The organism is Serratia sp. OS31 (assembly GCF_014164835.1).
Classification (GTDB): Bacteria; Pseudomonadota; Gammaproteobacteria; order Enterobacterales; family Enterobacteriaceae; genus Serratia; species Serratia liquefaciens_A.
The window spans coordinates 38,395-64,182 of record NZ_JACJFQ010000031.1 but is presented as its reverse complement, the minus strand read 5'-3'; the positions used below and the strand labels follow the sequence as shown (position 1 = coordinate 64,182).

Here is a 25,788-nt window from a genome sequence, read left to right as displayed (position 1 = left end):
ACAACAACGAACGCATCAAGGTAAAACTAAACGGTCTAAGCCCGGTACAGTACCGGACTCAGGCCATGTTAGCCGCCACGCAAAGTGTCCAATAAATGGGGTTCACTTCACGGAGGCGGCTGGTAGAGGGGATTTAGTTTATTGCCACACCCTGAATTCGAATGAAGCGCGGTAAAGGGCCGTCGCGGGTTCGTAATCTTTGAAGGCGCGCATTTCTGCCGGTGCCAGCGGTTTAACCGCCTCCTGCGCTAACGCACGGATGTCCGTTGCCTCATCCACTGTTGCTGCATAGACATCGATCTGAACCATGAACGCCGTTTCCGCCGAGCCGCAAAACACATCCGCTGAATCCTCATTGGGTAGCGAATACACGATCCACGGGGGACTCACTGCCGGCTTCCCCTCGGCTGTCAGTTTGACGACATAAGGGTATGCCTGTCCGCCAACCAGCGGCTTGAGCAATGGCTTGATATCGGCTTCAGTCATTTGGATAGCACCTTGTCGATTGCTGCGTTGGCTTTGTCGAAAGCGGCCCGCGCAGCCTCTTCCTGTTTGCCGTCATAGGCGGGTCGAATAAACGGGATCGCCACCATGTCTGATGTACCCAACTCGACAAACCGCCAGTAAAACGCGTTATTGCGATTACTGGCCTTGCCCTTGCTCCGCACATGCACGCCAGCTACAGCCTCACCCTGATGACCGCGCTGGCTCACAACAACGATATTCCGAGCTAACTTGCCGGTACGCTTCGGCGCCAGGCGTCGAGCCTCATCCCTGAAAACAGCCGCAGAAGCACGGGTGGCCTGCCGTAAAACATTGTTGCTTTCCGCCTTGCTGAGCACCTCAAGATCTTTTGATAAGTCCAGCAGGCCGGAAAAATCCAGTTTTCCGCCGATCATATCTTCACCCCCGTTTTACAAAGCAGCTCCAGGCGCGTCAGGCGAACATCCGGCAGGGCAGACTCAATCTCATAAGCCATCCCACGAAAAACCACGCGGGAAGCGCTGGACACATCGTCCCGGTAGCGCATCCAGATACGTACGGTTGCCTCTGACTTCTCCGCGCTGGATGCCATCAATTCACGGCCGCTAATGGCTTTCACTTCGGCGGGGATTTTGTTGATAGCCACATCAACCCAGACCTCTTTTTCTTGCCCGGAGGGCAGCTCAACGGTTTCGAAGTTCTGGATCATGATGCGATGCCTGAAACGCCCTGGCTCCATTATGGTTCCCCTTCAACCGGCTCTACACCGTGCCAATTTCGGCATGACCACATCAAATTTTCTGCGGCCGCATTGGCATAAAGCTGAATTTCACTCTGACTGGTGCGGTGCTCAAACAGATCACCGAACACCAACAGCATCGCAGACACAACCGGCTCAGGAATATCTGCTGCAACCTTCCATCGTGGGTCATCGCACCAGCGCAAACAATAATTCAACGCGGCTTGCGCATAGCGCTTGATCAGCGCGTCGCGGTCGTCGCCATCAAATTCGATATGCTGGCGCAGCTCCTCGATCTGGACTACATCAGTGACAACAATCGCCATAAGTAATCAGGGCGGCAAACGCCGCCCTCTCCACAAGGGTTATTAGCCGCCAGCCGGTGGGGTGAAGCTACCTTTGATCAGCGCAGATGGGCGGTAGTGCGCCAGCGCCAGGCGCTCTTCACACAGAATGGTCAGCATGTTTTTCACGAAGTTGTCGCGGTCTTCGCGGCTCACTTCAACGGTGGCATCCATGCGATCCCAGACCTGAGAGGCCAGGTCGAAACCACCCACGGTGAAGGTACCCGCCGTTTGGGCGCGGGTAGGAACAACCGGCAGGCCCCACATGATGTTACTGGTAAACGCTTGCGGCCCACCGAAGATATAGCGGCCTTCACCGTCTTTCATCAGGGCAATGTTATGCCAGTCACGCGGGTTCAGGATGATGCCCGAGGCGCTAAATTCTGACTCGGTGACCTGGAAGATCGCATGGGCGATCATGTCCGCCTTAGTGTCGCCGACCACATTCAGCGCAGTGTCATACGCGGTTGCCACCGCATTGATGCCGGTCAGGTTATCCCCAGAACCGTCGCCGTTAAGCAACTGGTCTTCTTCCACCAGCGCCAAACCGTACATCAAACGGTTATTGACGTAGGATTGCAGCATGGGCGCATCGTCCATCACCTGACGGGATGCCTGCACCCAGTGGGCAATGGTTTTCACGTTCGCCGTTTGCTTTTCGAAGGTCAGATCAGACTCTGGCTTCTGCGCTTTCTCTTTAACCGGCTTGGCGCTGTTGGTGAACAGCTTTTCACGCACATATTCCAGCGAGTTGCTTGAAATGCGGCCCTGCGCCAGCAAGTCACGGATAACCAAACGGCGAAGGCCCGGTGCAACAATACCCGGCACCTGCATCGGCTGGATCAGCGAGCCGGCAGAGGTGGCATCACTGCCCAGGGATTTGTTGAAGGTCTTCGCTTCAAAGGAACCTGTGCTGCCGTTCCAGGTCTTAATCAGACCTTCTGCGGCACGCTCGGAAAAGTCTTTCTTGGCGTCGGGGTCTTCAGCGCCTGCGCCGCCTTTTTGCTCAAGGTCGAACAGGCGGGTGCCGGATTTGGTCAGTTCCTCTTGAACCTTGACCAGATCGTCCTGCAGTTGTTTGGACACACGGCCCGTCTCTTCAATCTCTTTTTTCTGAGCATCGAAAAGCTGGGTCATGTTTTTCTGCGAATCTTCGATCGCCTTTTGAATTTGGGCTAATTCGGACATGTTATTTTCCTAATGATTGAGGGAATGAACTAATGCGCTCGATCAGCGCAGAGATATCTGTTTTGTTTTCGTCAGTTTCGGACTCACTCCGAACAGCCGACTTAAACCGGGCAATAAGCCCCACTGCCTGTGATTTGCTTAAACCCACTGAGTCCCTCAGCCAGTTCTCAACATCACGAATAGTTTCGATACCATCGATGCTCTTCATCGCCGATATCCCGGCCTGTTCGTTTGCCGGGAAAGTGCACACGCTGATCTCTCTCAGCGCCGTAATGTTTTTGAAAATGCGTCCGCCGTTCGCCGCCAGCGAGTAATCGTCTTTGGTCACGGAGAAACCGACGGACATCCCCTCAACGGTGCCATGCTGCATGGCCGCTTTCAGGTCACTGGCGCCGCTATGCCCTGGGGTAAGTTGCCCACGGACAAATAACCCCTTTGTGTCTTCCTGCAACGCGTCCCACTTACCGACAGGCAGCTCCCAGGCGCGGTGATTGAAGAACATCGCCACTTTGCGGGTTTGGGTTTGCAGGGTGTTTTTGAATGCGCCGGCGAGGATAATGTCGCCATCTGAATCGACATTGCCGAACACGGATGCATAGCCTTCGAAAATGCCTTGCGTGCCGTCCCCAAGAAATTTGATTTCCGTCTCTTCAAAGGACAGCGTTTTTTTAATGTCTGGCATCAAAGCCCCCTAAAAAACTAAACCCCGCTTTCGCGAGGTTCTTTGCCTAAATCGGTGAGTGGTACGTTTTGCGATTGCCGCATGGCGACGTCTCCACCCGGTAACGGCGGATAGTTATCCAGGCGCCGCATTTCGTTGATGGTTCGCAAGCCTGCATCCCCCATTGCTTTCATGAAGGTTGCACGCGATGCAGAATCACCACGCAACAACCCATCGAGATTGTGTTCGGCGTGGTAACGCCCCAAATCACCCGGCTTAACAATCCAGCGTTGAATACACTGTTCCCAGCGTGTGATGTACGGCTGCAGGGTGTACTGAAGAAAGCCGAGATTCTGCTGCTCAAGGCCGGTTCCGAATGACGTCGATTTTTCAACGTCGCCGACGAGGTGCGGCGGTACGCCAAAGAAACGTGCCAACTCACTGACCTGAAATTTGCGGGAGGCCATTGTTTCGGCGTCTTGCGGGCTGACGCCAATATCATGAGCCGCGAAATTAGCCTCTAATATCCACAAACGTTTTTTCACCGGGCCGCCAGCAATTTCCTTGAAGTTCGCTTCGACCTGATCGCGTTGCTCTTTTGTCATCACCCGGTCGCCGACCGAGAGAATTTTCGGAGACTTGGCACCATTGGCGTAAAAATCTCGCTGCTGGTCTTCCATTGCCACCGCAACGCCGCCAGATTTGGCCGCATGGGCGATAGGAGATAGCCCCACCAGGCCATTGAAGCCGAACCCTTTCAGGTGAAATATGTCGCGCTGTTTAAAACGGGCAAACTCATGATCGCGCTGGTACTTGTAAACGATTTGCTTACCTTCCAGCAGCACATCCATATTTGCCGACTGCAACGGGATCAGGCTAATTACGTCGCCCAGCCCATTACGCTCGATCAGCGCATAGGCGTTGCCGTAGAAACACAGCTGCATGGTCATTGCCTCGCGAAACTCCTGCGAGGTCATGTAGGGGTTAGGTGAATACCGCAGCAGGCGAGCCAGAGAATTATCCAGCCCCACCTTGGTTCGGTTATCTTCCTTGTTGGTTTCGAACACGTCCAGTGGTAGGCAGGCGGTCAGCGTCGATATCAGGCTAACGCATCGCCACACAGTGGATATTTGTAATATCCGTTCATCGGTAACAACGGAATCACCGAGAGAGCCGCCAGCAGACACTGGGCCGGTTTGCGATCCCTGATTAGGGGTTACCAGGCGTCCGCCCACAAACCACGACGCCGCACGCGCCCACCAGCCGTTATTGGTGCGCAGGTCAATACTGTAATTATTTTCTGCCATCACATACTCAACGGTCTGGAAAGGAAATCATCCAGGTTGAAATCGTCCTCAACCTCCCCATCAGCCGCCCCAATGGCCATTGCTGACGCAACCACACCATCTATTCGACCGGTGCTTTTTTTCTTCGCAAATATTCGGTTGTTCTTCTGATCGGTTTCGATAACTGCCGAGGCTGCATTCCAGCGCAGACAAGGGTTCGTCAAAATCTCAACCTCTTTGTCATCCAGTAGCCCTTCAAACAGCTCGATAGAGTGCGGCATCCACAGCCCAGAATCGGCCGCCTTGTAAAAACCCTGCCCATGCTGAATAAGCGGCACGCTCACATCAGCCTCCTCCAGCTCAGGTTCCAGGTATTTAATTCGGTATTGGTCGAAGGCGATTGCCTTGATGTGAAATCGCAGGGCCAAGTCAGCGATCCGCTCGGCAACGAATCCGTACTTCACCGCATTACCCGGCGTTGAGAAAATAAAACCTTTCTTTTCCCACATGTCATACGGAACACGGTCAGTTTTAGCACGGTGAAGCAGCGTTTCTTTCGGCGTCCAGAACTCGACCATCAACCGCTTACGCTTCGGAAAATAAAGCGCCAGCGCGGTTAAATCTCGCGTCCCTGACAGGTCAAGCCCGCCGTAACACTCCTCCCCGATCATCTCGTCCGGGTCAAAATCAGACTCGCACCCCATCCAGACATCGCTACCCATCCACGGGTTAGCCGCATCAACCCACTGGCAAAAGTTAAGCCTGCGGACAATGCTTTCTTTGCCTGGCATGCCGCGTGCCTGAGTAACCTGCTCACGCAGATATCGTTCGTTGAAGGTATGGCCCAATGACGGGTTGGCTTTCTTCCAGCACGACTCATCCTTGAAAGGGTCATCGCCTTCATCAAGGGAGCAAATGAAACTGAAGAAGCTGTCATCCTCTTCCATGCCAGCCGCAATCTTCCGACCATATTCGTGATAGTCGTAGCAGACGCTCGTTTTATCGTGGCCGCTGTTGGTTATCATGAAAATGAGCGCTTGCCGGCGGCCTTTCGTCCCCGCACGCATCATCTCAACAACCTGGTTGCTTTTGTGCTCGTGCACCTCATCGATCAGTGCGCAGTGTGGGCGCGGGCCAGACTGGCCATCGTCGGAACTTATTGGACGAAAAAACGAACCTGTTTGAACAAATGCCAGGTTCCACTCTTTCCCGGTTCCACCAGACTTATCTATCCGCTGTGATAGTGCGGGCGATTGGTCAACCATTGCAACAGCATCACGGAAAAGGATCATCGCCTGGTCTTTTTTGGTGGCCGCTGCGTAGACTTCAGCGCGAGGCTCTTTGTCAGCAACCAGGCAGTACAACCCGACACCACCCGCCAGCGGGGATTTACCCGATCCTTTACCAGACTCAACGTAAACCATTCGAAAGCGCCGATATCCGTCGCTGTTCTTCCATCCAAAAATGGAACCAATGACGAAGCACTGCCAGGCTAACGGAATAAAGGGTTGACCTTCATGCTCACCACCGTTCAGCTTGAGCACTTTCGAAAAGAAATCTATTGCCCGCTGAGCGGAATCTGCATCCCATGCCAGCCCGCGTGCCGGGCCATGTTCCAGATCACGCAGGTGCCTGGCGCAAGCATTACGAATATCAGGCCCAGCAAGCTCTTTACCCGAAGTGACGTCCATTGCGTATTGGGTTGCGGGATCAACCGAAGAACTGGTTGAGCGGGTCTTCTTCTTTTTCTCCACCATTGACTTGCACCTTTGACCTGGCGGCCGGCGTCAGACCAAACTCCACCAAATAACTTTTAAATCGCCGATCGGCGTCTGCCAGCATGGATACGGCCGGGTTGGCCTTAATCAGAAAACCGCCCTCAGTCTGAACCGTATAGGTGCGGCCCTCATCGGTGATCGTGTTTCGGAGCTGGAGGATGTCAGCATAGATATCGCACAGGCGCTCAAGTGCAAAAGTATCTGCAACGGTCAAAACGCCCATACCATCGAGAAGAACGGTCATCCGCCCCCAGGCAGTCTTCCCCCAATCAGTAAGGTGAGAGGGAGGGCTGGGAATTTCGCGGGCGGGTTGCGGCTCATTATCATTAAGTTTTCTTTTGCCCGGATTGCCGGTCACCAATTTTAATTTGGTCGGTTTCGGGCGACGACCGGCCATAGAAACCTCCCATCAGACGGCGACAATTTATTGATTACACGGAAAATGATTGCACATGAAACCATTTCAAAATAATTGAAAAATCACCCAGAAAAAAACTTTTCATTTCGCGGTTGTGCACAGAAAGGACGGTGATAGGTCATTCGGAGCAAAGGGTTTGAAGTTTTCCCCTCCCCCCTCGGTTGATGCGAATCATTATCATTGCATCTGCAATGATTTCACTTTTCAATCGTTTCCATACCACCCGTTTGAAGCTCGGCACCGATGAAACCGAAGGCCACCATAGCCTCACCGTCAGGGTAACTGCGCAGCACGTCACGCAACCTTTCCTCGGCTTCCTTCACCTTCGCCTGGCTTTCTTCTGATAGCGAAGCAATCAGGCCCTTGAACATCAGTAACGTTTGTTGGTCTTGCGTCATCACTTACTCCAGTGCGAGTTAGGATCGAGCGGCATACCGTCGGCATCACATCCGATTACCGTGCCGCTCTTCTCCATCCGCTGCTTTGTGCCGCTGTGGTGAGGGGTGCATAAGCCCTGCCAGTTCTTCTTGTCCCAGAACAGCTTCTGCGCCTTCGCAATCAACACCGAGTTGCCGGATTTAATCGCATCCTTCAGCTTATGCGGTTCGATATGGTCAACGACAACAGCGGCTACCGTTCGTCCCTGCTGTGCGCACATGACACACAGCGGGTTTTGTTGGAGGAATGCACGGCGTGCCTTATCCCACTTGCTGCCGTATATCCTCGGCTCTTTCACGCGGCGGCCTCGCTTTGCGTTACCGGGTTGGTGTACGTCGCAACCGTCCGATTGTGGCTGTTGGTCAGATAGGCGGTATCACCAAGAAGAAGGGTAAGCTTCAATGGGTCGCCGGTGCTGGTATCGCCATAGATTGTTTTCTCTACCCGTTTCCATTCGATGGAATCAACGGCATAGATGATTTCGTTTCGGTTAGCAGTGACAATTTTAAGCGTGTACATGGTCGTCTCTCTTAGTGGTGGTAGTGGTAATAAAAAAGCCACCAGCCCGTTGATACAGGTTGATGGCTTCATGCATTAAAAAACCCGCACTTGGCGGGTTCTGTTAGCTTATATCGTTGGCCTTAGCCATCTTATTCTTCGTCTTGTAACTCAAGGGCTTCTTGAATAGCGTCAGCTAAATTACTCAAATGCTTTGTTGTGTATTCCAGATCGCAATCAGTTTTTCTTAGCCCTGCCTCTCCACCGCCTGCTGATACTGAGGCTTTTACAATCTCAAGGGCAGCCTGAACAGCCAAAAGGCGTTTGTGTTGTTCTACGCCTTCATCCCCTGACATTTGATCACACTTAAAATAATCGTTAAGCATATCCTGTCCCATTCAATGAACTCGTCCGAATTGCGAGTAACATAATATAAATGGGGGCTACTCTGAAAATTACAAGTACATTATCGGTGGCCCTCTTAAAGACCACCTGTAATGCTGCTTATGCTGATGGTTCAGGCATTGAGGCAACAGCCGTTAGCTCATCCTCTTTAAACCAGATTTCCGCCTCTGTTCCATTATCAGAAGGCCAGCGCAGCAGGTACATGTTCGGCTCACTGGTGTACTCGGCACGCCCTAAAATTACGCACTCCTCACCAGTGGTCGTTATGGCTGCCTGCCCTAATTCATATTTGAACATTTGCTAACCTTCCAAAAACGTTAATCGGAGCTACAGGAGCCTGAATCGCCGGCACTACTGTCAGAACTGCCGGTGCTGTAATCATTACTGTAATCAGCACCAACGAATACCGGGCTTAGTGGGTTAAGAGGGTTCAGTAGGTCACTACCAGTTCCAGCAGTACTCTGCTCCTCCCTACGACGGCGCTCTTCTTCCTGACGGCGACGGCGTTGCTCATAGAAATATCTGCTCATGGTTTCTTCCTTTCATCATCAAGCTGACGAATAGCCAGCAGTTGGTTGTTCGCTTTGTCGATAGCTGCAAGCAATGGGTCAATCCACAACACAGCCTGGCAATAGGTCAGCGTGCTGGCGGCAGTGGTGCCAGTACGGGTTGAGTCAACGTCGCCGGTATCGGCTGACATTGCGCCGGAACGTAGGCGGTTCGTGTAGTCGAGCAACCCACCAGCAATAGCGGCAGGCACAACCAAATCGCACGTAGACTGATTTTTGAGGATTGTCCGGTATTCAATTTCTTTCCCCTGGGTGGCCACGTCAGTATTAATGCCGTACTGGCTCGCTGCGTTACTGATAGCGTTGGCGCGTTGAAACAGAAACACCTGGGCGGCAATGGTCGCTGTCTGCAGGTTGTTATCGCTTTGAAGCTGCTCAACCTTCCCACCAGCCGTTACAGCGTTTGCGTGGAAGTAAAACGCCAACCTGCTGACGACAATCAAAGCCACCAGCAGCAACCCGATCGCCATCGTGCGCAAGCTGAATGCAGTGCTCATGACAAAAACACTTCACGTTCGCCCGCGCGGCGCTTCACAAGTCCAGGCATTACCTTTCCTTTGCCAAACTTCCAGCGAGGGAACTGGTCAGCAGCCCCCAGCACATCACCGGCATTGAATTTTTTCACCAGTGTTGAACCAGCAAACTCTGGCCCGCCGATGTTGAACGCCAGCGATACCATCGCGTCGAACTGGTTCTGCGTCATTGGGCGCTTGATAGCGCTGTTTACCGTCAGCTCAAACACGGCCAAGTCGTCAGAGAAGAATTGCTCTGCCTGCTGCTGAGTGATTTGATCACCTGGCTTTACACCCTTGGTATGACCCCATCCGATTGTCCAAGGCTTACCGCCTGTCGCTGGGTCTGGATAAGCCACCAGCTCAAGGGACTCGAACCCCTTTATAAAGTTACGGCCCTTGTTACTTGTTCGCATCCTGATTACCTCCACCAAAGCGATTGCCTACGTACCCGGAAAGGAACGCACTGAGTTTTTTCACGCCGACGAAACCGATGAAGCCACCGATGCCCACCGTTAAGGCTTTCGGGACGTCGAAGTAATCCAGGGCCGAATAAGTCGTCAGTGCTACCGCGCCGCACATCAACCCTTCAAAAAAGGTTTCTCTCTTACTGCTACCGGAATAGGCCATTCGTAATACAGCCATGACTACAGCCATAACCACGCCACCGATCGGCACATCACCGCGCCACCAGCTTGCCAAGATTTCACTGATTTCCGTCCAGCCATGCGGAGTGTTTGGCATTCTCATATCCTCCCCCTGCCGGGGCTGTGCCCGATCGTCGGGTGGTAGAAACAAAAAGCCCCGGCAAATGCCAGGGCGACTTAGTTACTCGGGAAGATTTCCCGCTGTGTTTGTTCGAATCTGTCTGGTTCCAACTCAACCCCCAGCCCAATGCGGCCCAGCTTGATAGCCGCCTTAATCGTTGAGCCGGAACCCATGAAGAAGTCAGCAACGACATCACCTGGGCGACTGCTGGCACTGATGATATGCTCCATCATTTCAGCAGGCTTTTCGCATGGATGCTTACCGGCATAGAAGGCTACCGGCGGATAAGTCCAAACGTCGGTGTAAGGCACCGCAGCAGATACCGTGAAGGTGCGCCGCAATGATTTATATTCTTGGCACAACTCCAGATATTCACGGTTTAGGGTTTTGTATTCCTTTACCAGTTCATGATGGGCACGATTCAACCCACCAGCCTGATGCTTCTCATTAGCTATGCGGTCAAATAGTGCCTGAAGCTTGTGATACTGCTCTTCACTCGGTAGCTGCCACTGGCTCTCACTAAACCAATGGCTGGCCATCTGCTTACCTGTCGCCGCGTTAATGTCCTTCGTAGTGACACCAAGAGACTGCCTGGCAGATTTGAAGTAGTCGATCAACGGTTTGAATACGTTTTGCTTAAGCTCGGTGCATTTCACCGCATAGCCGTCAATCTTTGGCTGTATCGGCCCAGCATAGTGACCGGCGAAAATGATCCGCTCGGTAGCAGGGAAGAATGCACGTAGCCCTTCTTTATGCTGTCGCTTCCATGCGCCGGACGGCTTAGCCCATACGATGTGGCTCAGTACGTCGAAACGTTGACGAACCAACAGCTCAGTATCAGAGGCCAAGCGGCTACCACAGAACATATAAAGACTGCCGTTCGGCTTTAGCACCCGCCAGAACTCCACCAGCAATGAATCCAGCCAGGCTAAATACTCAGCCTCGGTTTTCCATTGGTTATCCCAGTCGCAAGACTTCACCCGGTAATACGGCGGGTCAGTCGCAATCAGGTCGATGCAGTCATCAGGCAGGGTTTTGATATATTCGAGTGTGTCAGCGTTGACAAGACGTGTGCTGGATATCATAAGCGCCCTTGTTTGATAGGCTCGTCCTGCTGTTAGCAGCACGGGCAAAGGTTCGCTTGTGACCATTGACATGAGCAACTGGTGGACAGGGTGTTACCTCACCCTTCCGCCGCCCACTTCACAAACATTAAGGCGAAGCACCATCCACCAGATACCGACACCCCCCCTCAACTGGGGTGCCGAGTTAATTTCGGATGGAGCTTCGCTTTAATTTTTCCATAAAAAAACCCGCTAGATGCGGGTTTTAGTTAGGCAGGACGCTAATCCTTGCTTTATCATTTTACAGTAACGAACTTCCATAGTTTCTGACCTATCTACGGCGTCTATTACTTGCCGAATTACATAATCAGCAAGTCTTCCTTTATAGACGGCGGGATAATTAGCCACTATAGCTTCACGTATAGCTGTCATCTTAAAAGCAGTATGGGTTTGGATGCAGTTGACGTATGAATCATGCTGCAAAAAATCGTGATCTGCTTGAGGTACGTCAACCTGGCAATCTAAGAGTTCAGGACGTTCAGCTATGAAGGGATTGATTTCGGAGTTTATGACCAAAACCAACAACTCAGGTTCACAGCACGCCACCAACAAATACTTATTCTTCGGAGGCGTGGTAAATTCACAAGGCATATAGATTACTGCGCCAGCAATCAAATTAGCGTCAGCTAATTGCTCTGTAAATCCAACACCAAATAGAGAACCCAAGTTTGCCATCATACCCCCCATCAGCCACGGAGGTATTCAACCAAGAGTTCACCATCTTTGCAATGACCTGCAATGGTTTCCAAGGGGATTTCCTGGTTTAACTTTACTGACTTCCAAACTTCGTCATGACTGAAGTCATTTAAATCACCAAATCCTAAGCTACCAACCATTTTGATAGCTTCATCAATACACTTGAAATCCGACTTGCTGAAAAGATCAACATCATAGTCACGCTTTTTGATGATCAGATGATCCTCTTCTTCTCCAAGCATTTCGAAAGCACTAGTCACAAGTTTTTTGTCACAAGGACAATACTGTTTTTCCGACTTTTCTTTGTTGCTTGTTTTTAGAAGATCATACACCCCGAACGCGACAGGTCCGTTATACATTGCCCTGTATCTATCGCCCGTAATCTGGCGACCATATTTCTCAAGATGGATGCGATCAGCATAGTACAAAATCTTGCCGACATGGTACAAGTCAGGGATCGGTGCATTGGAGGCAACGTACAGAATGGCCTCAATAGCCTTCTCCGCATCGAATCGTCTCTTAAGCATCTCAATATCCTCCTTCTCACATCACACACGGGCTTTCAAACTATAAAGTTTAGTTATTCCTCATTGTAATAGCCCGGGCGATAATTAGGCAAGGCTAACCTGCTCATTTTAGCGTCTTGTTCAGCGCATTTACATTACGTTTAAGCGGAGATATCTGCACGTTCACAGCACATTACCATTAAGGTAATGCACATAGTCGACATGTTCGGTGCATGATCGTGCGTTATTGTGTGGGATGCAGATAAGAAAGTAACTTTCGTGCGCAACATTTTTGCGTAAAAAAACCCGCTCACTGGCGGGTCATTCTGTTGCATCGCTTGATGGTACAGCTTCGCGAAAGCATACCTGTATTATGCAGCTTCCTTGGCTATTTTCAAGTTATTTTTGCAACTTTCTTCATTTTCGATGCAGATAGCTGCACGAACGGCGAAGAACACCGAAGAATTGAATATTTCAATGCACCAACGCACCCTGTCATCCACCTGGTCGCGTGTCAGCCATGGGGCGTAATGATTTTGCATATAGCGCCCAAGTACCGACACGGTGTTGTTGCGGCCCGTATAGAACAGCTTGCCAATCACATAGACCGGGTTATCGTGCTTCATTGACACCAGCACCGCTTTTTCCATGAAGTCGCACTCTTCTCCAGCATCAGCAGCCACCAGCATTGATTCCAGAGAGCGTTGAGGCCAGAGAATGGTGGTTGCTTTCTTCAGCTGCTCTTCACCGCGATAGCCGAGGGCGCGCAAGTCTGCCATCACCTTCACAATTCGGGCCGCACTTTCATCGTCCCACTGTTCAGGCATGATTTGCCCCCAAACACCGCTGCCGCCGCTGCACTTCAACTTCCCATCAGTATTGCCGCCGTACATATCACCCCACGCGTTCAGTAAGGAGGTGATCCACAATGTTTGCAGGCGGGTCAGTCGCTGGAACTTGCCCAGGTACTTCTTGCGAGAAACACCGGCAACAGTTGTCCATGCGTTGTGTTTGATTTGTCGTCTCTGATTCGGGGTCATGCTGCCTTCTCCTGCTTCAATGCTTTGCGCTTAGCTTTATATGTGTCGCGGATACGTTCGTAGTCACTGCGGCCTAACTTGCCTACCTTGGGCGGTGGCCCCATCAACCGGTCAAAACGTGCCTGGCCTATCTTGGCTATCAGATTAGGGCGGTATTCACTCAGGTTCGCGGACTTGAAGTTGTTACAGACCGAGCACTGCTTATGGCAGTTATCTTCATCAAAGCGCAGCTCTGGGTTGCTCCCTACGGTGCGGTAATGCCCGGCATGGTATTGGCCTTTATGGTGGCGACCGCAGCTGATACATGGTTCATCTGCGTCACGTTCGCGGATATACGCGTTGAACTCTGTCTGGGCCAGGTTGATGAAATAACGCAGAGGCTTAACCGCCAGCTTGCGAATCTTCAGCTTGTCCTTACGTACCCTTTCCTCCTGGCGTTTGCGTGCGTCGCGCTGGTAGTGCATAGCGCAGAGCGGGCCGCAGACTTTTTGCAGGTACTTCTCCGGCGTGAATGTCGTTCCACACTGAGCGCAGACCTTGTCCTTGTACTGCTTGGGCTTAGTTGGCTTTTTCATTTTTTCCCTCACGGTGGAATATCCACTCGTAGACTTCTGAGCCGTTAAGCAGCAGATCGTTGAAGTCGCCAGATTTAGGCCAGCGGACTGAGACTTGTTGGAGATCGTTTTTTGCCAAGAGATTGGCACGAGCACATTCAAAGGCGGCAGCATGGCCCGTAGCAGATGCGTCAGCGTCGGCGAAGATGATCAGGCGCTGTACGCCACGGGGTACGCGGAACTTCTTCATGAAAGTGGCGTTCAGCGTCGCCCAGGTGTTGCACTGGGTTATTTGGTGGCAGGAAAGCGCGGTCTCTATACCTTCTGCGATACCCAACGTTGCAGACGGCGGAAACATACGAATGGCAACAGAGGTGGCGTGTTCAAGGTAGCTGTCCTCTTGCAGTCGCATCATTTTCTTCGGTGCGCCAGCAACGGTGGCTTTCTGGTCGCCGTCCAACAGGGTGCGGTGCAAGTAGCACAGTTCGCCCTTGTCGTCCGTTGCCAATGCATAGATAGACTGGTATTCACCACCGGCAGCGCGTTGACGATCGCAATAACGCACGTTCTCGATCGGCAGGCTGGTAATACCTCGCTGTTTTAGATAGCGATCAGCGCCAGTGCCGCGTAAACCTGTTAACCCTGCAAACTTGCAGCTGACGCGTTGCCGTTGGGAGGCTATACCAGAAGAAGGGCCACCAGCCTGATAGCTCTCTTCCGGTGAATATGTACGCCCCACCAGCTTATCGACCTCTGACGCCAGCGTTTTGAAATCCTTCCCGGTAGCGCCGGTTAACAATGCCCAACCGTCACCCGCGCCGCATGAACAAATGTAGGAGCCGGTCCCGTTCTTATCGTCACAACGGAACTTCCCCTTACGCCCACACAGCGGGCATTCCCCCTTAAAATGTTTTTTGCCGGTAATCGGTGGTAAGCCGTAGAAGTCGAATATTTTTGACCAGTGACCTATAGCTGCCTGTTTGGTATTCATGCGGCTTTCCCCTGCTTAGATTTTGCGTAGGCTATCTGTGTTGATTTAATGAAGTTGCTCACCACCGGCGTGATAGCCATTGGCGTTCTGTGCAGCCCGTTGGGCCATGTGTCGAATTTTTTGCGGTAGACGTGCGAGCACCAGCCATCGCTAACGGGTTTCCCCTGTGCGCTGCGCGTGCGTTGGTAATAGAGAATTTGACTCCACCAGGCTTGTTTCACCTCTTTAGTGATCAGCTCCTTGGCCTGCTTAACTTTCTTGAGGCTGCGGGTTTTGTCAGTGTCGATGTCTTCACCAGCGATCGGCTTGAAACCACATTTCGGGCAGATGTAAATGCCGACCGGCTTCACGTAATGGCATTGGGTGCATTCTTTCGGCAGGCGCTCTGGCTGTTCGTTTTTAACCACACGGGCCGGGGCATCTTCCATCCCGTCCGAGGTGGCTGGCAGGTAGTCATATTCGATATCGTCGGGGTAGCCCATCTGATGGACGGTGCCGGTGTGGTCGAAGATGATGCAATGATCTTTCCCAGGCGCAGGGCGAAGGCCACGGCCCAGAATCTGTATCCACCGGATTTCTGATTTAGTCGGGCGGGCAAAAATGATGCAGCGGACGTCACTGTCAAAGCCAGCCACCAGCACCCCAACGTTGATGATGATCTTAGTGATGCCCTGTTCAAAGCGGCTGATCGTCAGTTGGCGTTCTTCATGGGGTGTTGATGCCGTCATAACCTCAACCATTACACCCGCCCGGCTGAATTCAACGGTCACGTAATTTGCGTGGGCCACGTTGACGCAGAAGCAGATCGTCGGGCGGTCTTCGCCGTTCTCCAGCCAGTTCTTGACGATATCACCCACCAGCGTCGGGTCACTCATGACCTCGCCGGATTGCGTTTCGTTGTAGTCCCTGCCATAACCTGCTTGTACCGACGTTTTCACATCGCTCATGTCAGGGTGTGATGGTGCGTAAAATTCGTATTTGCTGAGTGCGCCAATTGCGATCAGCTCTTTCATCGTGGTCGGTTTGATCAGCTTCTGGTAATACGTCCCAAGCCAGGCGGAGAACGGTGTACCGGACAGGCCGATAACCTTCACGTCGGTGTTGCTCGTCAGGTGGTCGATGATTTCCAGAATCTTTTTGCGCTTCAGGTGGGCTTCATCAATGATCAGCAGATCGATGTTTTCCGGGAAGTCACGACGGATAAGCGTATCGGCAGAGGCAATTTGAATAAGGCGGCTCGGGTCATAGGCCGGGTGGTCACGCCAGATATAGCCAATCTCTTCAGCAGGCAAGCCGTACTCAATGAAGCGGTTAGCTGTTTGGTCAAGCAGGACGGTATACGGGGCCACAAACATTATGCGCATGTTGCGACTGATGAACCCGCTGGCGATAAGCGCAGCGATTGCCGTTTTGCCGAACCCTACCGGCGCATACATCATGAATGAGCCGTGTTGCTTCCATGCCGAGCGCAGCATATTCAGTGCAACAATCTGTTTTTCGCGTGGCTGGATGGTAAGCATCATCGTTTCATTCCTCGTTTTATCGTCTAGCCGTCTAAATTTCCGTTTGGCGCTTTTTAACAACTCGATCCCTTAAAGATCTTCCCTCTGGTAAAGCCTGTTCCTGCCCCCACACCCCAACCCGATCACCCCCCTTTCCCCCCTCTTACCCTTCCCCTCTCCCCCGTTTAAAAAAAAACCGTTAAAAATTTTCATGCCGCTTTCCCGTTCTGCCCCACCAGCGGTGGCGCTGTTGTTATTCCCTGGCCTGCCCGTGAATACCGTTCGACGTAGGTTCTGAGCCGTGTATTCGCTGCCCTGCGGCCCGCGTTGTCTTGCTGGTATGAAACCTCTGCGAGGTCAAATGCAGCCTGGTAAGCCTCCGCGTATGCGAGCGCAATCTTTCCGCGTTGCGCAGGCGGTAACATGCCAAGCTGTTCTTGAATCCATACGGCATCCTCACGGCAAAACACCGTGGGCATGACGGTTCGAACAAACGTTGCAGACTGCATACGCTTACCTCACGGGTTTAGGTTCCTCTGCGGGGCAGAACACGCTGTAAAGCAAGATGACGTGCTCTTGGAACGTCGCCATCAGCTTGTGTGTGTTTTCGTCCAAAGCCTTACGTTCAACGTCGTCAATCTCGCCGTCTTCAGTGAATTTGCGGACTAATTCGGAGTGCTTGCCGATGTACTCGATAGCTTCCATCAGCTTGCTGTTGATATCGTCGCGGTCGACGTCTTCCACCTTGGGCAGAGGCACGTTCACGCTGTGCGATTGACGGGATACGGCGTCGGCAAAGTGGGTATTTCCACCAGCACGCTGCAACACCATGAACCAGCCAATCGGAAAAATTTGATTGCTGTTTGGGCGAAGACGGTTAAACAGCGCGTCCTCAGTCACCCCCAGCCAGTTAGCTGCCTCTGCATAACCGCCAGGCAGACCAGTGATAATTTTGCGGGCGGCACTAATTACCCATTCAGGCTGTTTCTCTGCCTGCCAATCCGGCGCTTTTTGCTGTGACACAGTTGTGTTCCTCGGGCTGTGGTTACCTTTAAGTCATCGCTGTTGGATAATGCTTATCTCAGCTACCAAAGGCGTGTTAAGAGGCTTTTTTATGACTGGGGAAAGGACGAATCTCTTCCCCTTTAACGCTTCCATCTTGTTGAATGGTCACAAAAATATCGCGACCACTACGAATGGCTTTGCTGATTGCACACTGGATTACTCCAAAGTCGCTGGCAGTTTTGGCCTGGCCATGAATCTTGGCGTAATCGGCTAATGTCATCCGACTCATAGGTACGCTCCGTTTAGTTACTATGCCGAAAGAATACTTTGGGTATTTATAGCTGTCAATATGGTGGGTATTTTTAATTTTAATAGTGACGGTATTAGAATGACTGTTATGGAATCCAAAAAGAGCCTGACGACAGAACAGCTTGAAGATGCCGCACGTCTCAAAGCTTTGTATGAGTCGAAGAAGAAATCACTGGGCGTCACGCAGTACACCATCGCGGACGAATTGGGGATTACACAAGGTGCTGTTGGCCATTACCTTAACGGGAGAAATGCACTGAACCTCTCTGTAGCGGCTGCATTTGCAAAGATACTCCAGGTGTCGATTGCCGATTTCAGTCCTTCTATCGGGAACGAGGCTCAAAAGATGCTTTCGCGTGAGCCTTCAAACATTAAATACATAGGGCCTTACAACAAAGGTAGGGAGTATCCGCTGATCAGCTGGGTTCAAGCAGGAGCCTGGGCGGAAGCTATGGAACCGTACAGCATCGATCAAATCGATGAATGGTACGAGTCTGATGCAAAAGTTTTCGGTAAGGCGTTCTGGTTGCGTGTCGATGGTGATTCTATGACAGCGCCAACAGGGATAAGCATTCCTGAGGGAACATTAGTCTTGATAGATACAGGCCGAGAAGCGGTTAACGGTAGCTTGGTTATCGCAAAAATGATCGACGCAAACGAGGCTACCTTTAAAAAACTTATCATTGATGGCGGACAAAAGTACCTCAAGGGACTTAACCCCGCATGGCCCATGAAAGAGATCAATGGTAACTGTAAAATTATTGGAGTTGCGATACAGACCATGATGCGTCTGGTGTAATCTATGCCCAGCTGAATGCTGGGCTTTTTCTTGCCAAATTATCACCACCTTCGCTTTACCTCCCTCTAAATCTCAATCCTCATCAAAAAATAAATACCTAAGAGATTCATTTGGATAGCATCATGCCATTAAAAATAAATACCTTGCGTATTTACAATAATAAATACCTTGGGTAATCTTAACCCATCAACACCGCAACGCCACCAGCAAACCACCGCCACAAACGTTACGGAAAGCCACACGCCACACGGTGAGCGATGAAATCACCGGACAGCCACCTTCAGAGGGTGATCGACTGGACAAGCTCTTTAACAACCATAAGGAGATAGGCCAATGAAGCAGTAAGAGATTCGCGACGACGGTGTTACAGGTCGGGTTCCCGCAGCGACGCACCAGGGGAAAGGAAGCGCATTGAGCACTGGGCAGTTTGGCATGGCGACCCATTAACGCAGCAACCAGCCTAAAAATGACGAGTGGATTTACCCTGCCGCCGAGAGCATCCGGCGGACAGGCATAAAACTACTGAGGATCAGCGATGAACACTACTCACGATATGGGCAATAACGAATCAGTAAAAACCGGCGTTATCCAAAACGGCAACGGCACGTTTACCGCGATGACATTCACCAAGAGCCGCGATTTCAAAACCGCAGTTGGCGCACAGCGCTGGATTGCACGCCAGATGGCCGACTAACAGCAGAGGGTTACACGATGAAAATTACAATCAAGCGATTCGTTTCTGGTGAATATGGTCGCCGCTGGTATCACCGTTTTAAGTGGTTGGATAGCGCATTCAACAGAGCGCCAACAGTTCGCCAAGTTGTTACTTTTCCCTTTAACAAGAAGTAACACCCACCGCGCCCTACGGGGCGCAATTGCAGGACACCCCATGAAAATTACCTTAACCAAGCGCTGCCGCCGCAGGGCTCGGCGGGAAATACGCACTCAGCGCCGGAGAGCCATCACGGAATTCGGCCATTGCAATGGTACCAGCATGCTCAACTGCTACGCCCGCTGGTACTTCTGAATTAAATAGCCCCGGCTGCAGACGCCAATCTTTGCCGGGGCCTGACCAGTAGAACGGAGATTCAACATGATCAACCACAATGCTAACACAATCGTTGTAGACGTTATGCGCATCGCTCCATCCGTGCAGGCCGTTCGCCTCACCTTCTTCGCCCGCCTGCGCAAAATCCTCTGCCAGAAAGGCCACCCGCTCTAATAGCTTTGCTGTGTGTAGTCTTTGGCGACCAGACCGAACTTCAACCCATGAGAGGTGAAGATAATGTTCATAGGCTGGTCGCCCTTTTTCATAGAGAAAAGAACTTAGGCATCTACTAACCGTGGAGGGCGTCACCCGGCCTGAGTTCTTCTCTGTATGTGACGAGGAGAAATATCATGTCTGAAATTAAAAGCACCCCATTTAGCCAACAACTGGCTTATATCAACCGTGGCGCACTCGATGCCGAACTTACCGAAGCGCTCGCCGAGGTAATTAAACAAGTCCGCGAAACTGGCAAGAAAGGCGCTATTACTCTGACGCTTAATTGCCAGATGTTGAACACCCGCGACGAAAACACAATGAAGATCACGCCCAACGTCAAGAAATCCATTCCTGAACTTGATCGGGCTGACACCATTATGTTCTCAACCGCAGACGGCGACTTAATGCGTGATGATCCATCGCAAGTGCAGATGGATTTGAAAGTGATTGATACCAAGCCTGCCACTGCGCCTATTAAATTAGCACAGAACAGCTAACCCCCCCAACCATCCATAACTGGAAAGGATATTAAATGGACATTACCAACAATAATGAATCCGTTAAGCATATTGCCGAACTGGCAGTAACAAATAGCTTAATTAAAACTGACATTCCCTACGCAATTGTACCGCGTGATTACCGGGTTGAATCACTGAAAGACTTCATCGTTGATGAAGAACAGGTTAAGCAACACGTTGCTGTTATCTCACCCTCATCGTTAATTGGCTATGTAGTCCGCTTCAAAGATGAGCGCAGTGTTATTTTCGCCGACACTGAAAACACTCGCTTCCGCGCGGTGCTTGACTATCACTTGGATGGCAAAACACCGTTCAAAAATACGCACGTCGTTACATATGACTGCCCTCTGTCCGATGAGTGGAAAGCGTTTAATAAATTTGACGCTGAAAAAATGGATCAGGTGACGTTTGCAGAATTTATTGAGCAGTATATTAACTGTATTGCGCCAGCCTCTGATTCAAACCTCACATCAGGCAACGCACTTTTAGAAATGGTTCTGGCCTTCCAAGAAACACGCACATCTGAATTTAAAGCGGTCACTCGTCTGAATGATGGCACCTATCAAATGGCTTTCAGTAACGAAAAAACTGGCAGCGGCAACACGCAACTGCCGGAAAGAATCGCTCTGGCCATTTCACCATTCCATAACGGCACGCCATATCAGATTGATGCTCGCATTCGCTACCGTCTCCGCGAAGGGAAGCTGGCTCTCTGGTATGAGCTGATCGACCCGAAAAAAATCATTGAGCATGCGTACAACGAAATTCTGGTCGACCTGCAAAACCAACTGCCGGACGTGCCTCTTTTCGAAGGCCGCATTTAAGCCTGATTAAATCCCAATAAAGTGAAGCCTTATGCGCCGCCGTGTGTGGCGCATAGTGAAGCATTTTCACCCCTCAGAATGGATAGATAAATTATGGCAACTTTAAGTCAGCGTTATTCAGCAAGAGAAAGCATTGGCTCGGATATTGCGACAAGGAAAACATTTTTAGTACCTCTGGATGAAATTTATATAGAGGAGGGTTTTAACGTTCGTGAACTGTCTCAAGAAAATATTGAGGGGTTTAGGGACGCGTGGATGGCTGAAAATGAGTATATTCCGCCATTAGTTGTTGAGGTTACTGAGCGAGGCGTAAAAGTTATTGATGGGCACCACCGGTATAGCGGTGCGTTGCTTGCAAGAGAAGCTGGCCACAATCTTGTGCGTATTGAATGCAAGGATTTTGCAGGCTCAGAAGCCGATAAAATCGCCCTAATGATTACTAGCTCTCAAGGTAAACCACTCTCTCCAATTGAGCGTGGAGCGGCTTATCAGCGGCTTGTGAACCAGGGCTGGACCAACGCGGAGATCGCCAAAAAAGTTAAGCGGTCTGAGTCTGACATTCTCCAGCACCTTCAATTGCAGGAATGCACCCCATACGTTAAAAGCCTGGTTCGCACCGGTTCAATGAATTACGCCCTGGCAATCAGCATCAACCGCGAGCACGGCGTTTATGCTGACAAAGAAGCCGCTAGATTAATGAAAAAGGCAGAGGACGCTGGTAAGACGAAAGTCACTAAGAGCATCGCACAGCCGCAATTCAGCGCCAAAAAAGCCCGCAGGATGCTGGAGCTGCTCTTTGACGCCGTTCCCATTGTTAATGGTGATAGCGACATGCTTATGCTTTCCAAAGGCAGCAAAGACGAGGTGATGCAGATAATCAGTGATTATCGCAATGAAGCCCACCAGCAATGAGCGTCAATTTGAACAACGCGCCTTCGTGGATAACCGCCAAGGCACTGGAAATATTAAACCAGTTCAGTGCCTGTCAAATATTCCCCAGAAAAACCCACGGTAAAAAATACTTCACCTTCCGGGTTAATAAGCGTTGGCGGTTACTTTCAAAAGATGACGGCCAGAATTGGCAGTTGCTTACCCACAATGATTACAACTCCGTAATCGATACCTAACTCCAAGGAGGAGCAATGGATAACTTGAAGGCTACAGCCGACTACTGGCGCAAAGTTAAATCCGGCGAACTACCTGCACCCAGCCAGAATGACATCGACTTCACAATCTGGACTGCCGAAGCTGCAATAAAGTACATCGCCGAGCTGGAGGCCAAAACAGCAATGAGTATGGGCGTCGGCAGCGGGGATGGAAGCCTGTTCGTGCATGGTTGTTACGATTCCATCAAGGCTGCACAGGCCATCATTATCGAAAGTGAATCCCTCCGAGCCAAACTAGCGACACCGGATGGCTATTGCATCATGCCGCTGACTTTGACCGCAGCAAACGGCGCGAAAGGTGCGCTGTCTGGTGAGTTTAAAGTTTCTTGTACGGTTAGATGCCGTGAATGTGGCGGCGAAGGCTGTGATGATTGTGGCGATGCTGGAGAATTCGAGGAAGAAATCACCGTTCCATGGGGAACAATCAAGGATATCTACCGTGCGGCCGTGGATACCTGCCGCACCGGAATGCAGGCAGAAGCACCGGAGGATGGGAATGCAAAAAATTGAGAACGAGCTTAAATAGATTAGGAAATAACGATATAATTGTGCGTATTGCGAGGAATAGAGTCCAAGGAGTAAAAATTGAGCGCTACGTCGATACAGTCTTCGTTGGAAATTATGAACTTTATATCCAAAATCATCGTCCCGCTAGTTGTAGCAGCATTCGCTGCATATTTTTCTGCCAAATTTGCTCTAAATAAGTTCTACAAGGAAAAATGGTGGGAGAAGCGTCTGCAAACTTTCACCGAGATCATCAATATTGCGTATCGAATCAAAATGGCTAATGAGTACCTCCTGGATTGCGAATATGAAAAAATGGAAGGTTTAGAATCAAGATTTAAGCCGCATCCTAAAGAAATTGAGGAGAAGTTGTTAGCCGCATACTGGCTTGACCTTCAAGAGCTTGAAAGAATAGCACAATTAGCTGATTTCACATTAACTGCAAATGTCAAAATCATTTTAGATAACTTCGTAAGTGCCAGAAAAAGAATAATGGATGACTGTTACGACGATGCTCTTAGCAGTTTAGAAGCATCTGAAAGGGATTTCGAGCTTACAAAAAAGTTACTTACTGACCTAGTCTCAGAAGCTAAAAAAGAGTTAAAAATTCATTAACTCTCTGAGATTTTCCTTAAAATTTCTTATAAAGCCCGCTGCTAAGTGGGTTTTTTTATGCCTGGAGAAAAGTTGATGAACCATTTAATGCTTGACCTTGAAACTATGGGTAAGAAGCCCTGCGCTCCTATTGTGGCCATCGGAGCCGTACTCTTTTCACCGCGCAACGGCGAACTGGGGGAATCGTTCTATACCGCTGTTGACCTGCAAAGCGCTATGGCCAATAAGGCGACACCTGACGCCGATACGATTATTTGGTGGATGAAGCAAAGCAGCGAAGCCCGCGCGGCGATCTGCGTTGAAGGTGCGCCGTCGTTGCTGTCTGCGTTGTATGACCTGAATAAGTTTATCCGGGCCAATGCCGCCAATCCTCGTAGCCTGCGCGTATGGGGGAACGGCGTTGTATTCGATAACATTATCCTGCGTGAGTCTTACCAGCGTGAATGCGTTCCGTTACCGTGGGAATGGTACAACGACAGGGACGTGCGCACTATCGTCGAGCTTGGCCGCGAGGTTGGCTTTGATCCTAAGCGTGATATGCCGTTTGACGGCGAGCGTCACAACGCCTTAGCCGATGCTATCCACCAGGCGAAGTATGTTTCCGCAATTTATCAGCGCCTATTTGCAGGCCACCAGCAAGATTAAATCAAGGGGGGTTCATGAATAATAATAAAGAAGGTTCAGAGCTGGATTTGCTAACCCCAGAAGAGGTATGCAAACTTATTGGAGGGGTTACTACTAAAACTTTGAGGGATTGGAACAATAATCACCGTCACCGGCAGATTTTAGCGCCCATTCGGTTTACACATAAAGTAGTCCGATATGAGCGCAAAAATGTTTTGGCTTTTATTGCTAAATGCAGAAGCGCTTATTAACGTTTCTTTCTTAACAACGCGACCTGAGCGAGTATGCTAGTCTCATGGGCTTCAAAGGCCAGCCGCTTTAATGCCATTTCTTCGTTTAAAATCTCATCCGAGAAATCATAGAATTCCCCCATCGGGTCTGATTCCTTGTCAGAGTGATGCATGCAAAGAATGCTAATTTCTTTCGAGTCACTGCGAGAATGTCCCTTGTTACGCATCGCAGCAATGATATTGCTCTTGAGGAATTTACGGCACATTGTATTAAATGCACCTTCCTTTCCCTTCACAGTGCCATCGTGTCTAACACCCTTCACGGCGTTCTCTGGGCTGTATGTTTTGATAAGCTTGTCCAGAGAACGTTTGGCGAATGGTTTTTCCGGGTCACGCGGCTGAAGGAAAACATACTCTTTATTGCACCCTTCTACAGAATCCCTCCATTTCTTCTGCTCATCCAAAATTTGCCTGATACCAGGCGTGATTGGGAGTCGGAATTCCTTCTGCGTTTTCATCGCCCCTCTCATACCAATCACACCAGCAGGATAGACAATCTCTCCCGCCTCTTCGTTAACAAAACTCCATCGCAAATTTCCGACATTGATCGGGCGAACTCCCGTAAGGATCATATACCTCATGGCATTTTTTTGATGCACTGAGCTGGCGGCAGCTATGTTCAACCATAGACCGGCGATCGACTCAATATCGGTGTAAAGACGGGTCGGCGTCGGTTTCTGTACCCGTGAAGATATATAATCGCTTGGCAAACTTGCGGCTACATTACGTCCATTGCAGTATCGCGGCGCACCAAATTTCCAGAAGCGTCGTAGTTCTGCTGATAACTCCAGAGCTTGGTTATTGGACTTTGTTTCAATCCAAAGGTCGAGAACCTCTAGCAGCCGGTTGTATGTTATATCACTGAAAACTTCACGCTCACCAAATGCGGCGGCGATCTGTTTAGTCCTGGTACAGTAAGTTTTATAACTATCCTCCCCCAGCTTTTGGCGATCAACCTTAGCGCTTAGGTCTCCTTCATACTCTTTGATGGCCTGTTGGACCGACTCAGCTTTCAAGCCATGATCCGCAATATCCTTCGCCTTCTCCCTAGCAATCTGAATAGCCATTTCTGGCCATTCCCCCAGCTTTTTACCCTTCAATCCCATTTTCTTTGGGAACTCAGCATAGAACGTAACCTTTCCTGCTTTACTGAAATCTATACGGAGATAGTTGTCCTTTTCGTACTTCGAGCGCCGAGCCTGCCCTACGTGCGCTAAAATGATTTTGGCGGCAGCAACACAGATTCTTATGTGTGAGCTTGCGTATGGTGGTTTGCAGTCCTCCCAACGCGCAGATGCGGCTAAGAACTCATCATTATTGGGGTTATCCTGCATCTGTGTTACAGTGCGCGGCATTGATATTTCCTTGTA

At 50.6% G+C, this 25,788-nt stretch carries 38 protein-coding genes; 10 read left to right on the top strand and 28 right to left on the bottom strand.

Features of this window, described 5'->3' with window-relative positions:
* A partial coding sequence (locus H5P17_RS21415; RefSeq protein WP_182825102.1) for an IS3 family transposase occupies positions 1–95 on the top strand: 95 nt, incomplete at its 5' end.
* A 43-nt stretch (positions 96–138) separates the two neighbouring features.
* On the opposite strand, the gene H5P17_RS21410 is transcribed toward H5P17_RS21415, so the two are convergent.
* The 26 genes from H5P17_RS21410 to H5P17_RS21285 all read right to left on the bottom strand — a co-directional run bounded on the left by H5P17_RS21410 (position 139) and on the right by H5P17_RS21285 (position 17,794).
* Positions 139–486, bottom strand: coding sequence for a DUF3168 domain-containing protein (locus H5P17_RS21410; RefSeq protein WP_182825100.1), 348 nt, complete (start codon positions 484–486; stop codon positions 139–141).
* Positions 483–899, bottom strand: a complete 417-nt coding sequence (locus tag H5P17_RS21405; RefSeq protein ID WP_182825098.1) for an HK97-gp10 family putative phage morphogenesis protein — start codon at positions 897–899, stop codon at positions 483–485. Before H5P17_RS21405 ends, H5P17_RS21410 begins: the two co-directional genes overlap by 4 nt.
* Entirely contained in the window at positions 896–1,222 is a 327-nt protein-coding gene (locus H5P17_RS21400) for a phage head closure protein (RefSeq protein ID WP_182825096.1), read from the bottom strand. The genes H5P17_RS21405 and H5P17_RS21400 overlap by 4 nt, the downstream gene beginning before the upstream one ends.
* Positions 1,222–1,548: a head-tail connector protein gene (locus H5P17_RS21395; RefSeq protein ID WP_182825094.1), complete on the bottom strand. Its 327-nt coding sequence runs from the start codon at positions 1,546–1,548 to the stop codon at positions 1,222–1,224. The genes H5P17_RS21400 and H5P17_RS21395 overlap by 1 nt, the downstream gene beginning before the upstream one ends.
* 42 nt (positions 1,549–1,590) lie before the next feature.
* On the bottom strand, positions 1,591–2,754 hold the full coding sequence (locus tag H5P17_RS21390) for a phage major capsid protein (RefSeq protein ID WP_182825092.1): 1,164 nt from the start codon (positions 2,752–2,754) through the stop codon (positions 1,591–1,593).
* A gap of 1 nt (position 2,755) precedes the next feature.
* Positions 2,756–3,436: an HK97 family phage prohead protease gene (locus H5P17_RS21385; protein ID WP_182825090.1), complete on the bottom strand. Its 681-nt coding sequence runs from the start codon at positions 3,434–3,436 to the stop codon at positions 2,756–2,758.
* A 17-nt stretch (positions 3,437–3,453) separates the two neighbouring features.
* A complete protein-coding gene (locus H5P17_RS21380) occupies positions 3,454–4,722 on the bottom strand; it encodes a phage portal protein (RefSeq protein WP_182825088.1) in 1,269 nt (422 codons plus the stop codon).
* Complete coding sequence (locus H5P17_RS21375) at positions 4,722–6,458, bottom strand: terminase large subunit (RefSeq protein ID WP_182825086.1); 1,737 nt, start codon at positions 6,456–6,458, stop codon at positions 4,722–4,724. Before H5P17_RS21375 ends, H5P17_RS21380 begins: the two co-directional genes overlap by 1 nt.
* Positions 6,412–6,876, bottom strand: a complete 465-nt coding sequence (locus H5P17_RS21370; RefSeq protein ID WP_037431317.1) for a phage terminase small subunit P27 family — start codon at positions 6,874–6,876, stop codon at positions 6,412–6,414. Before H5P17_RS21370 ends, H5P17_RS21375 begins: the two co-directional genes overlap by 47 nt.
* A 218-nt stretch (positions 6,877–7,094) precedes the next feature.
* Positions 7,095–7,295, bottom strand: a complete 201-nt coding sequence (locus H5P17_RS21365) for a hypothetical protein (RefSeq protein WP_182825084.1) — start codon at positions 7,293–7,295, stop codon at positions 7,095–7,097.
* Positions 7,295–7,633: an HNH endonuclease signature motif containing protein gene (locus H5P17_RS21360; protein WP_037431320.1), complete on the bottom strand. Its 339-nt coding sequence runs from the start codon at positions 7,631–7,633 to the stop codon at positions 7,295–7,297. Before H5P17_RS21360 ends, H5P17_RS21365 begins: the two co-directional genes overlap by 1 nt.
* Positions 7,630–7,926 (bottom strand): hypothetical protein, encoded by a 297-nt coding sequence (locus H5P17_RS21355; RefSeq protein ID WP_182825082.1) that lies wholly within the window; start codon positions 7,924–7,926, stop codon positions 7,630–7,632. Before H5P17_RS21355 ends, H5P17_RS21360 begins: the two co-directional genes overlap by 4 nt.
* A gap of 59 nt (positions 7,927–7,985) precedes the next feature.
* Positions 7,986–8,219: a hypothetical protein gene (locus H5P17_RS21350; RefSeq protein ID WP_182825080.1), complete on the bottom strand. Its 234-nt coding sequence runs from the start codon at positions 8,217–8,219 to the stop codon at positions 7,986–7,988.
* A 118-nt stretch (positions 8,220–8,337) separates the two neighbouring features.
* Positions 8,338–8,535, bottom strand: coding sequence for a hypothetical protein (locus H5P17_RS21345; protein WP_182825078.1), 198 nt, complete (start codon positions 8,533–8,535; stop codon positions 8,338–8,340).
* A gap of 229 nt (positions 8,536–8,764) precedes the next feature.
* Positions 8,765–9,304: a hypothetical protein gene (locus tag H5P17_RS21340; protein ID WP_182825076.1), complete on the bottom strand. Its 540-nt coding sequence runs from the start codon at positions 9,302–9,304 to the stop codon at positions 8,765–8,767.
* A complete protein-coding gene (locus tag H5P17_RS21335) occupies positions 9,301–9,735 on the bottom strand; it encodes a lysozyme (protein WP_182825074.1) in 435 nt (144 codons plus the stop codon). The genes H5P17_RS21340 and H5P17_RS21335 overlap by 4 nt, the downstream gene beginning before the upstream one ends.
* On the bottom strand, positions 9,722–10,069 hold the full coding sequence (locus H5P17_RS21330; protein WP_182825072.1) for a phage holin, lambda family: 348 nt from the start codon (positions 10,067–10,069) through the stop codon (positions 9,722–9,724). Before H5P17_RS21330 ends, H5P17_RS21335 begins: the two co-directional genes overlap by 14 nt.
* Positions 10,070–10,143: 74 nt before the next feature.
* Positions 10,144–11,172, bottom strand: a complete 1,029-nt coding sequence (locus tag H5P17_RS21325; protein ID WP_182825070.1) for a site-specific DNA-methyltransferase — start codon at positions 11,170–11,172, stop codon at positions 10,144–10,146.
* Positions 11,173–11,403: 231 nt separating this feature from the next.
* Positions 11,404–11,886 (bottom strand): hypothetical protein, encoded by a 483-nt coding sequence (locus H5P17_RS21320; protein ID WP_182825068.1) that lies wholly within the window; start codon positions 11,884–11,886, stop codon positions 11,404–11,406.
* 11 nt (positions 11,887–11,897) lie between these two features.
* The gene (locus tag H5P17_RS21315) at positions 11,898–12,434 is read right to left on the bottom strand and encodes a Panacea domain-containing protein (RefSeq protein ID WP_182825066.1); all 537 of its coding nucleotides are present in this window, start codon (positions 12,432–12,434) and stop codon (positions 11,898–11,900) included.
* A gap of 350 nt (positions 12,435–12,784) precedes the next feature.
* The gene (locus H5P17_RS21310) at positions 12,785–13,453 is read right to left on the bottom strand and encodes a hypothetical protein (RefSeq protein ID WP_182825064.1); all 669 of its coding nucleotides are present in this window, start codon (positions 13,451–13,453) and stop codon (positions 12,785–12,787) included.
* Complete coding sequence (locus H5P17_RS21305) at positions 13,450–14,028, bottom strand: recombination protein NinG (RefSeq protein ID WP_182825062.1); 579 nt, start codon at positions 14,026–14,028, stop codon at positions 13,450–13,452. Before H5P17_RS21305 ends, H5P17_RS21310 begins: the two co-directional genes overlap by 4 nt.
* Positions 14,012–14,998 carry a toprim domain-containing protein gene (locus tag H5P17_RS21300; protein WP_129941338.1) on the bottom strand — a complete coding sequence of 329 codons (987 nt, stop codon included), beginning with the start codon at positions 14,996–14,998 and terminating at the stop codon, positions 14,012–14,014. The genes H5P17_RS21305 and H5P17_RS21300 overlap by 17 nt, the downstream gene beginning before the upstream one ends.
* Positions 14,995–16,518 carry a DEAD/DEAH box helicase gene (locus H5P17_RS21295; protein WP_182825109.1) on the bottom strand — a complete coding sequence of 508 codons (1,524 nt, stop codon included), beginning with the start codon at positions 16,516–16,518 and terminating at the stop codon, positions 14,995–14,997. Before H5P17_RS21295 ends, H5P17_RS21300 begins: the two co-directional genes overlap by 4 nt.
* A 495-nt stretch (positions 16,519–17,013) precedes the next feature.
* Positions 17,014–17,523, bottom strand: coding sequence for a YmfL family putative regulatory protein (locus tag H5P17_RS21290; protein WP_182825061.1), 510 nt, complete (start codon positions 17,521–17,523; stop codon positions 17,014–17,016).
* Positions 17,524–17,599: 76 nt separating this feature from the next.
* Positions 17,600–17,794 (bottom strand): Cro/CI family transcriptional regulator, encoded by a 195-nt coding sequence (locus H5P17_RS21285; RefSeq protein WP_182825059.1) that lies wholly within the window; start codon positions 17,792–17,794, stop codon positions 17,600–17,602.
* 108 nt (positions 17,795–17,902) lie between these two features.
* Here H5P17_RS21285 and H5P17_RS21280 point away from each other — a divergent pair, with 108 nt between their 5' ends.
* Together H5P17_RS21280 and H5P17_RS21275 are read left to right on the top strand one after the other, a co-directional pair.
* On the top strand, positions 17,903–18,613 hold the full coding sequence (locus tag H5P17_RS21280; RefSeq protein WP_182825107.1) for a LexA family transcriptional regulator: 711 nt from the start codon (positions 17,903–17,905) through the stop codon (positions 18,611–18,613).
* A 535-nt stretch (positions 18,614–19,148) separates the two neighbouring features.
* Complete coding sequence (locus H5P17_RS21275; RefSeq protein ID WP_182825057.1) at positions 19,149–19,307, top strand: DUF1391 family protein; 159 nt, start codon at positions 19,149–19,151, stop codon at positions 19,305–19,307.
* 207 nt (positions 19,308–19,514) lie between these two features.
* On the opposite strand, the gene H5P17_RS21270 is transcribed toward H5P17_RS21275, so the two are convergent.
* The gene (locus H5P17_RS21270) at positions 19,515–19,826 is read right to left on the bottom strand and encodes a hypothetical protein (RefSeq protein WP_182825055.1); all 312 of its coding nucleotides are present in this window, start codon (positions 19,824–19,826) and stop codon (positions 19,515–19,517) included.
* 185 nt (positions 19,827–20,011) lie between these two features.
* Between H5P17_RS21270 and H5P17_RS21265 the strand changes: the two genes are divergently transcribed.
* From H5P17_RS21265 to H5P17_RS21235, 7 genes are all read left to right on the top strand, one after another.
* On the top strand, positions 20,012–20,374 hold the full coding sequence (locus H5P17_RS21265; RefSeq protein WP_182825053.1) for a hypothetical protein: 363 nt from the start codon (positions 20,012–20,014) through the stop codon (positions 20,372–20,374).
* Positions 20,375–20,409: 35 nt separating this feature from the next.
* The gene (locus tag H5P17_RS21260; RefSeq protein WP_129941331.1) at positions 20,410–21,219 is read left to right on the top strand and encodes a DUF2303 family protein; all 810 of its coding nucleotides are present in this window, start codon (positions 20,410–20,412) and stop codon (positions 21,217–21,219) included.
* Between the two features lie 93 nt (positions 21,220–21,312).
* Positions 21,313–22,131, top strand: a complete 819-nt coding sequence (locus H5P17_RS21255) for a DNA-binding protein (protein WP_182825051.1) — start codon at positions 21,313–21,315, stop codon at positions 22,129–22,131.
* A 230-nt stretch (positions 22,132–22,361) separates the two neighbouring features.
* Positions 22,362–22,895, top strand: a complete 534-nt coding sequence (locus tag H5P17_RS21250; RefSeq protein WP_182825049.1) for a hypothetical protein — start codon at positions 22,362–22,364, stop codon at positions 22,893–22,895.
* A gap of 75 nt (positions 22,896–22,970) precedes the next feature.
* Positions 22,971–23,504: a hypothetical protein gene (locus H5P17_RS21245; RefSeq protein ID WP_182825048.1), complete on the top strand. Its 534-nt coding sequence runs from the start codon at positions 22,971–22,973 to the stop codon at positions 23,502–23,504.
* A 75-nt stretch (positions 23,505–23,579) separates the two neighbouring features.
* A complete protein-coding gene (locus H5P17_RS21240) occupies positions 23,580–24,149 on the top strand; it encodes a 3'-5' exonuclease (protein ID WP_182825046.1) in 570 nt (189 codons plus the stop codon).
* Between the two features lie 14 nt (positions 24,150–24,163).
* Positions 24,164–24,379 (top strand): helix-turn-helix domain-containing protein, encoded by a 216-nt coding sequence (locus tag H5P17_RS21235; protein WP_182825044.1) that lies wholly within the window; start codon positions 24,164–24,166, stop codon positions 24,377–24,379.
* Here the strand turns inward: H5P17_RS21235 and H5P17_RS21230 are convergent.
* The gene (locus tag H5P17_RS21230) at positions 24,376–25,773 is read right to left on the bottom strand and encodes a recombinase (protein WP_182825042.1); all 1,398 of its coding nucleotides are present in this window, start codon (positions 25,771–25,773) and stop codon (positions 24,376–24,378) included. The two genes, H5P17_RS21235 and H5P17_RS21230, sit on opposite strands and share 4 nt — an antisense overlap.
* Between the last annotated feature and the right edge of the window lie 15 nt (positions 25,774–25,788).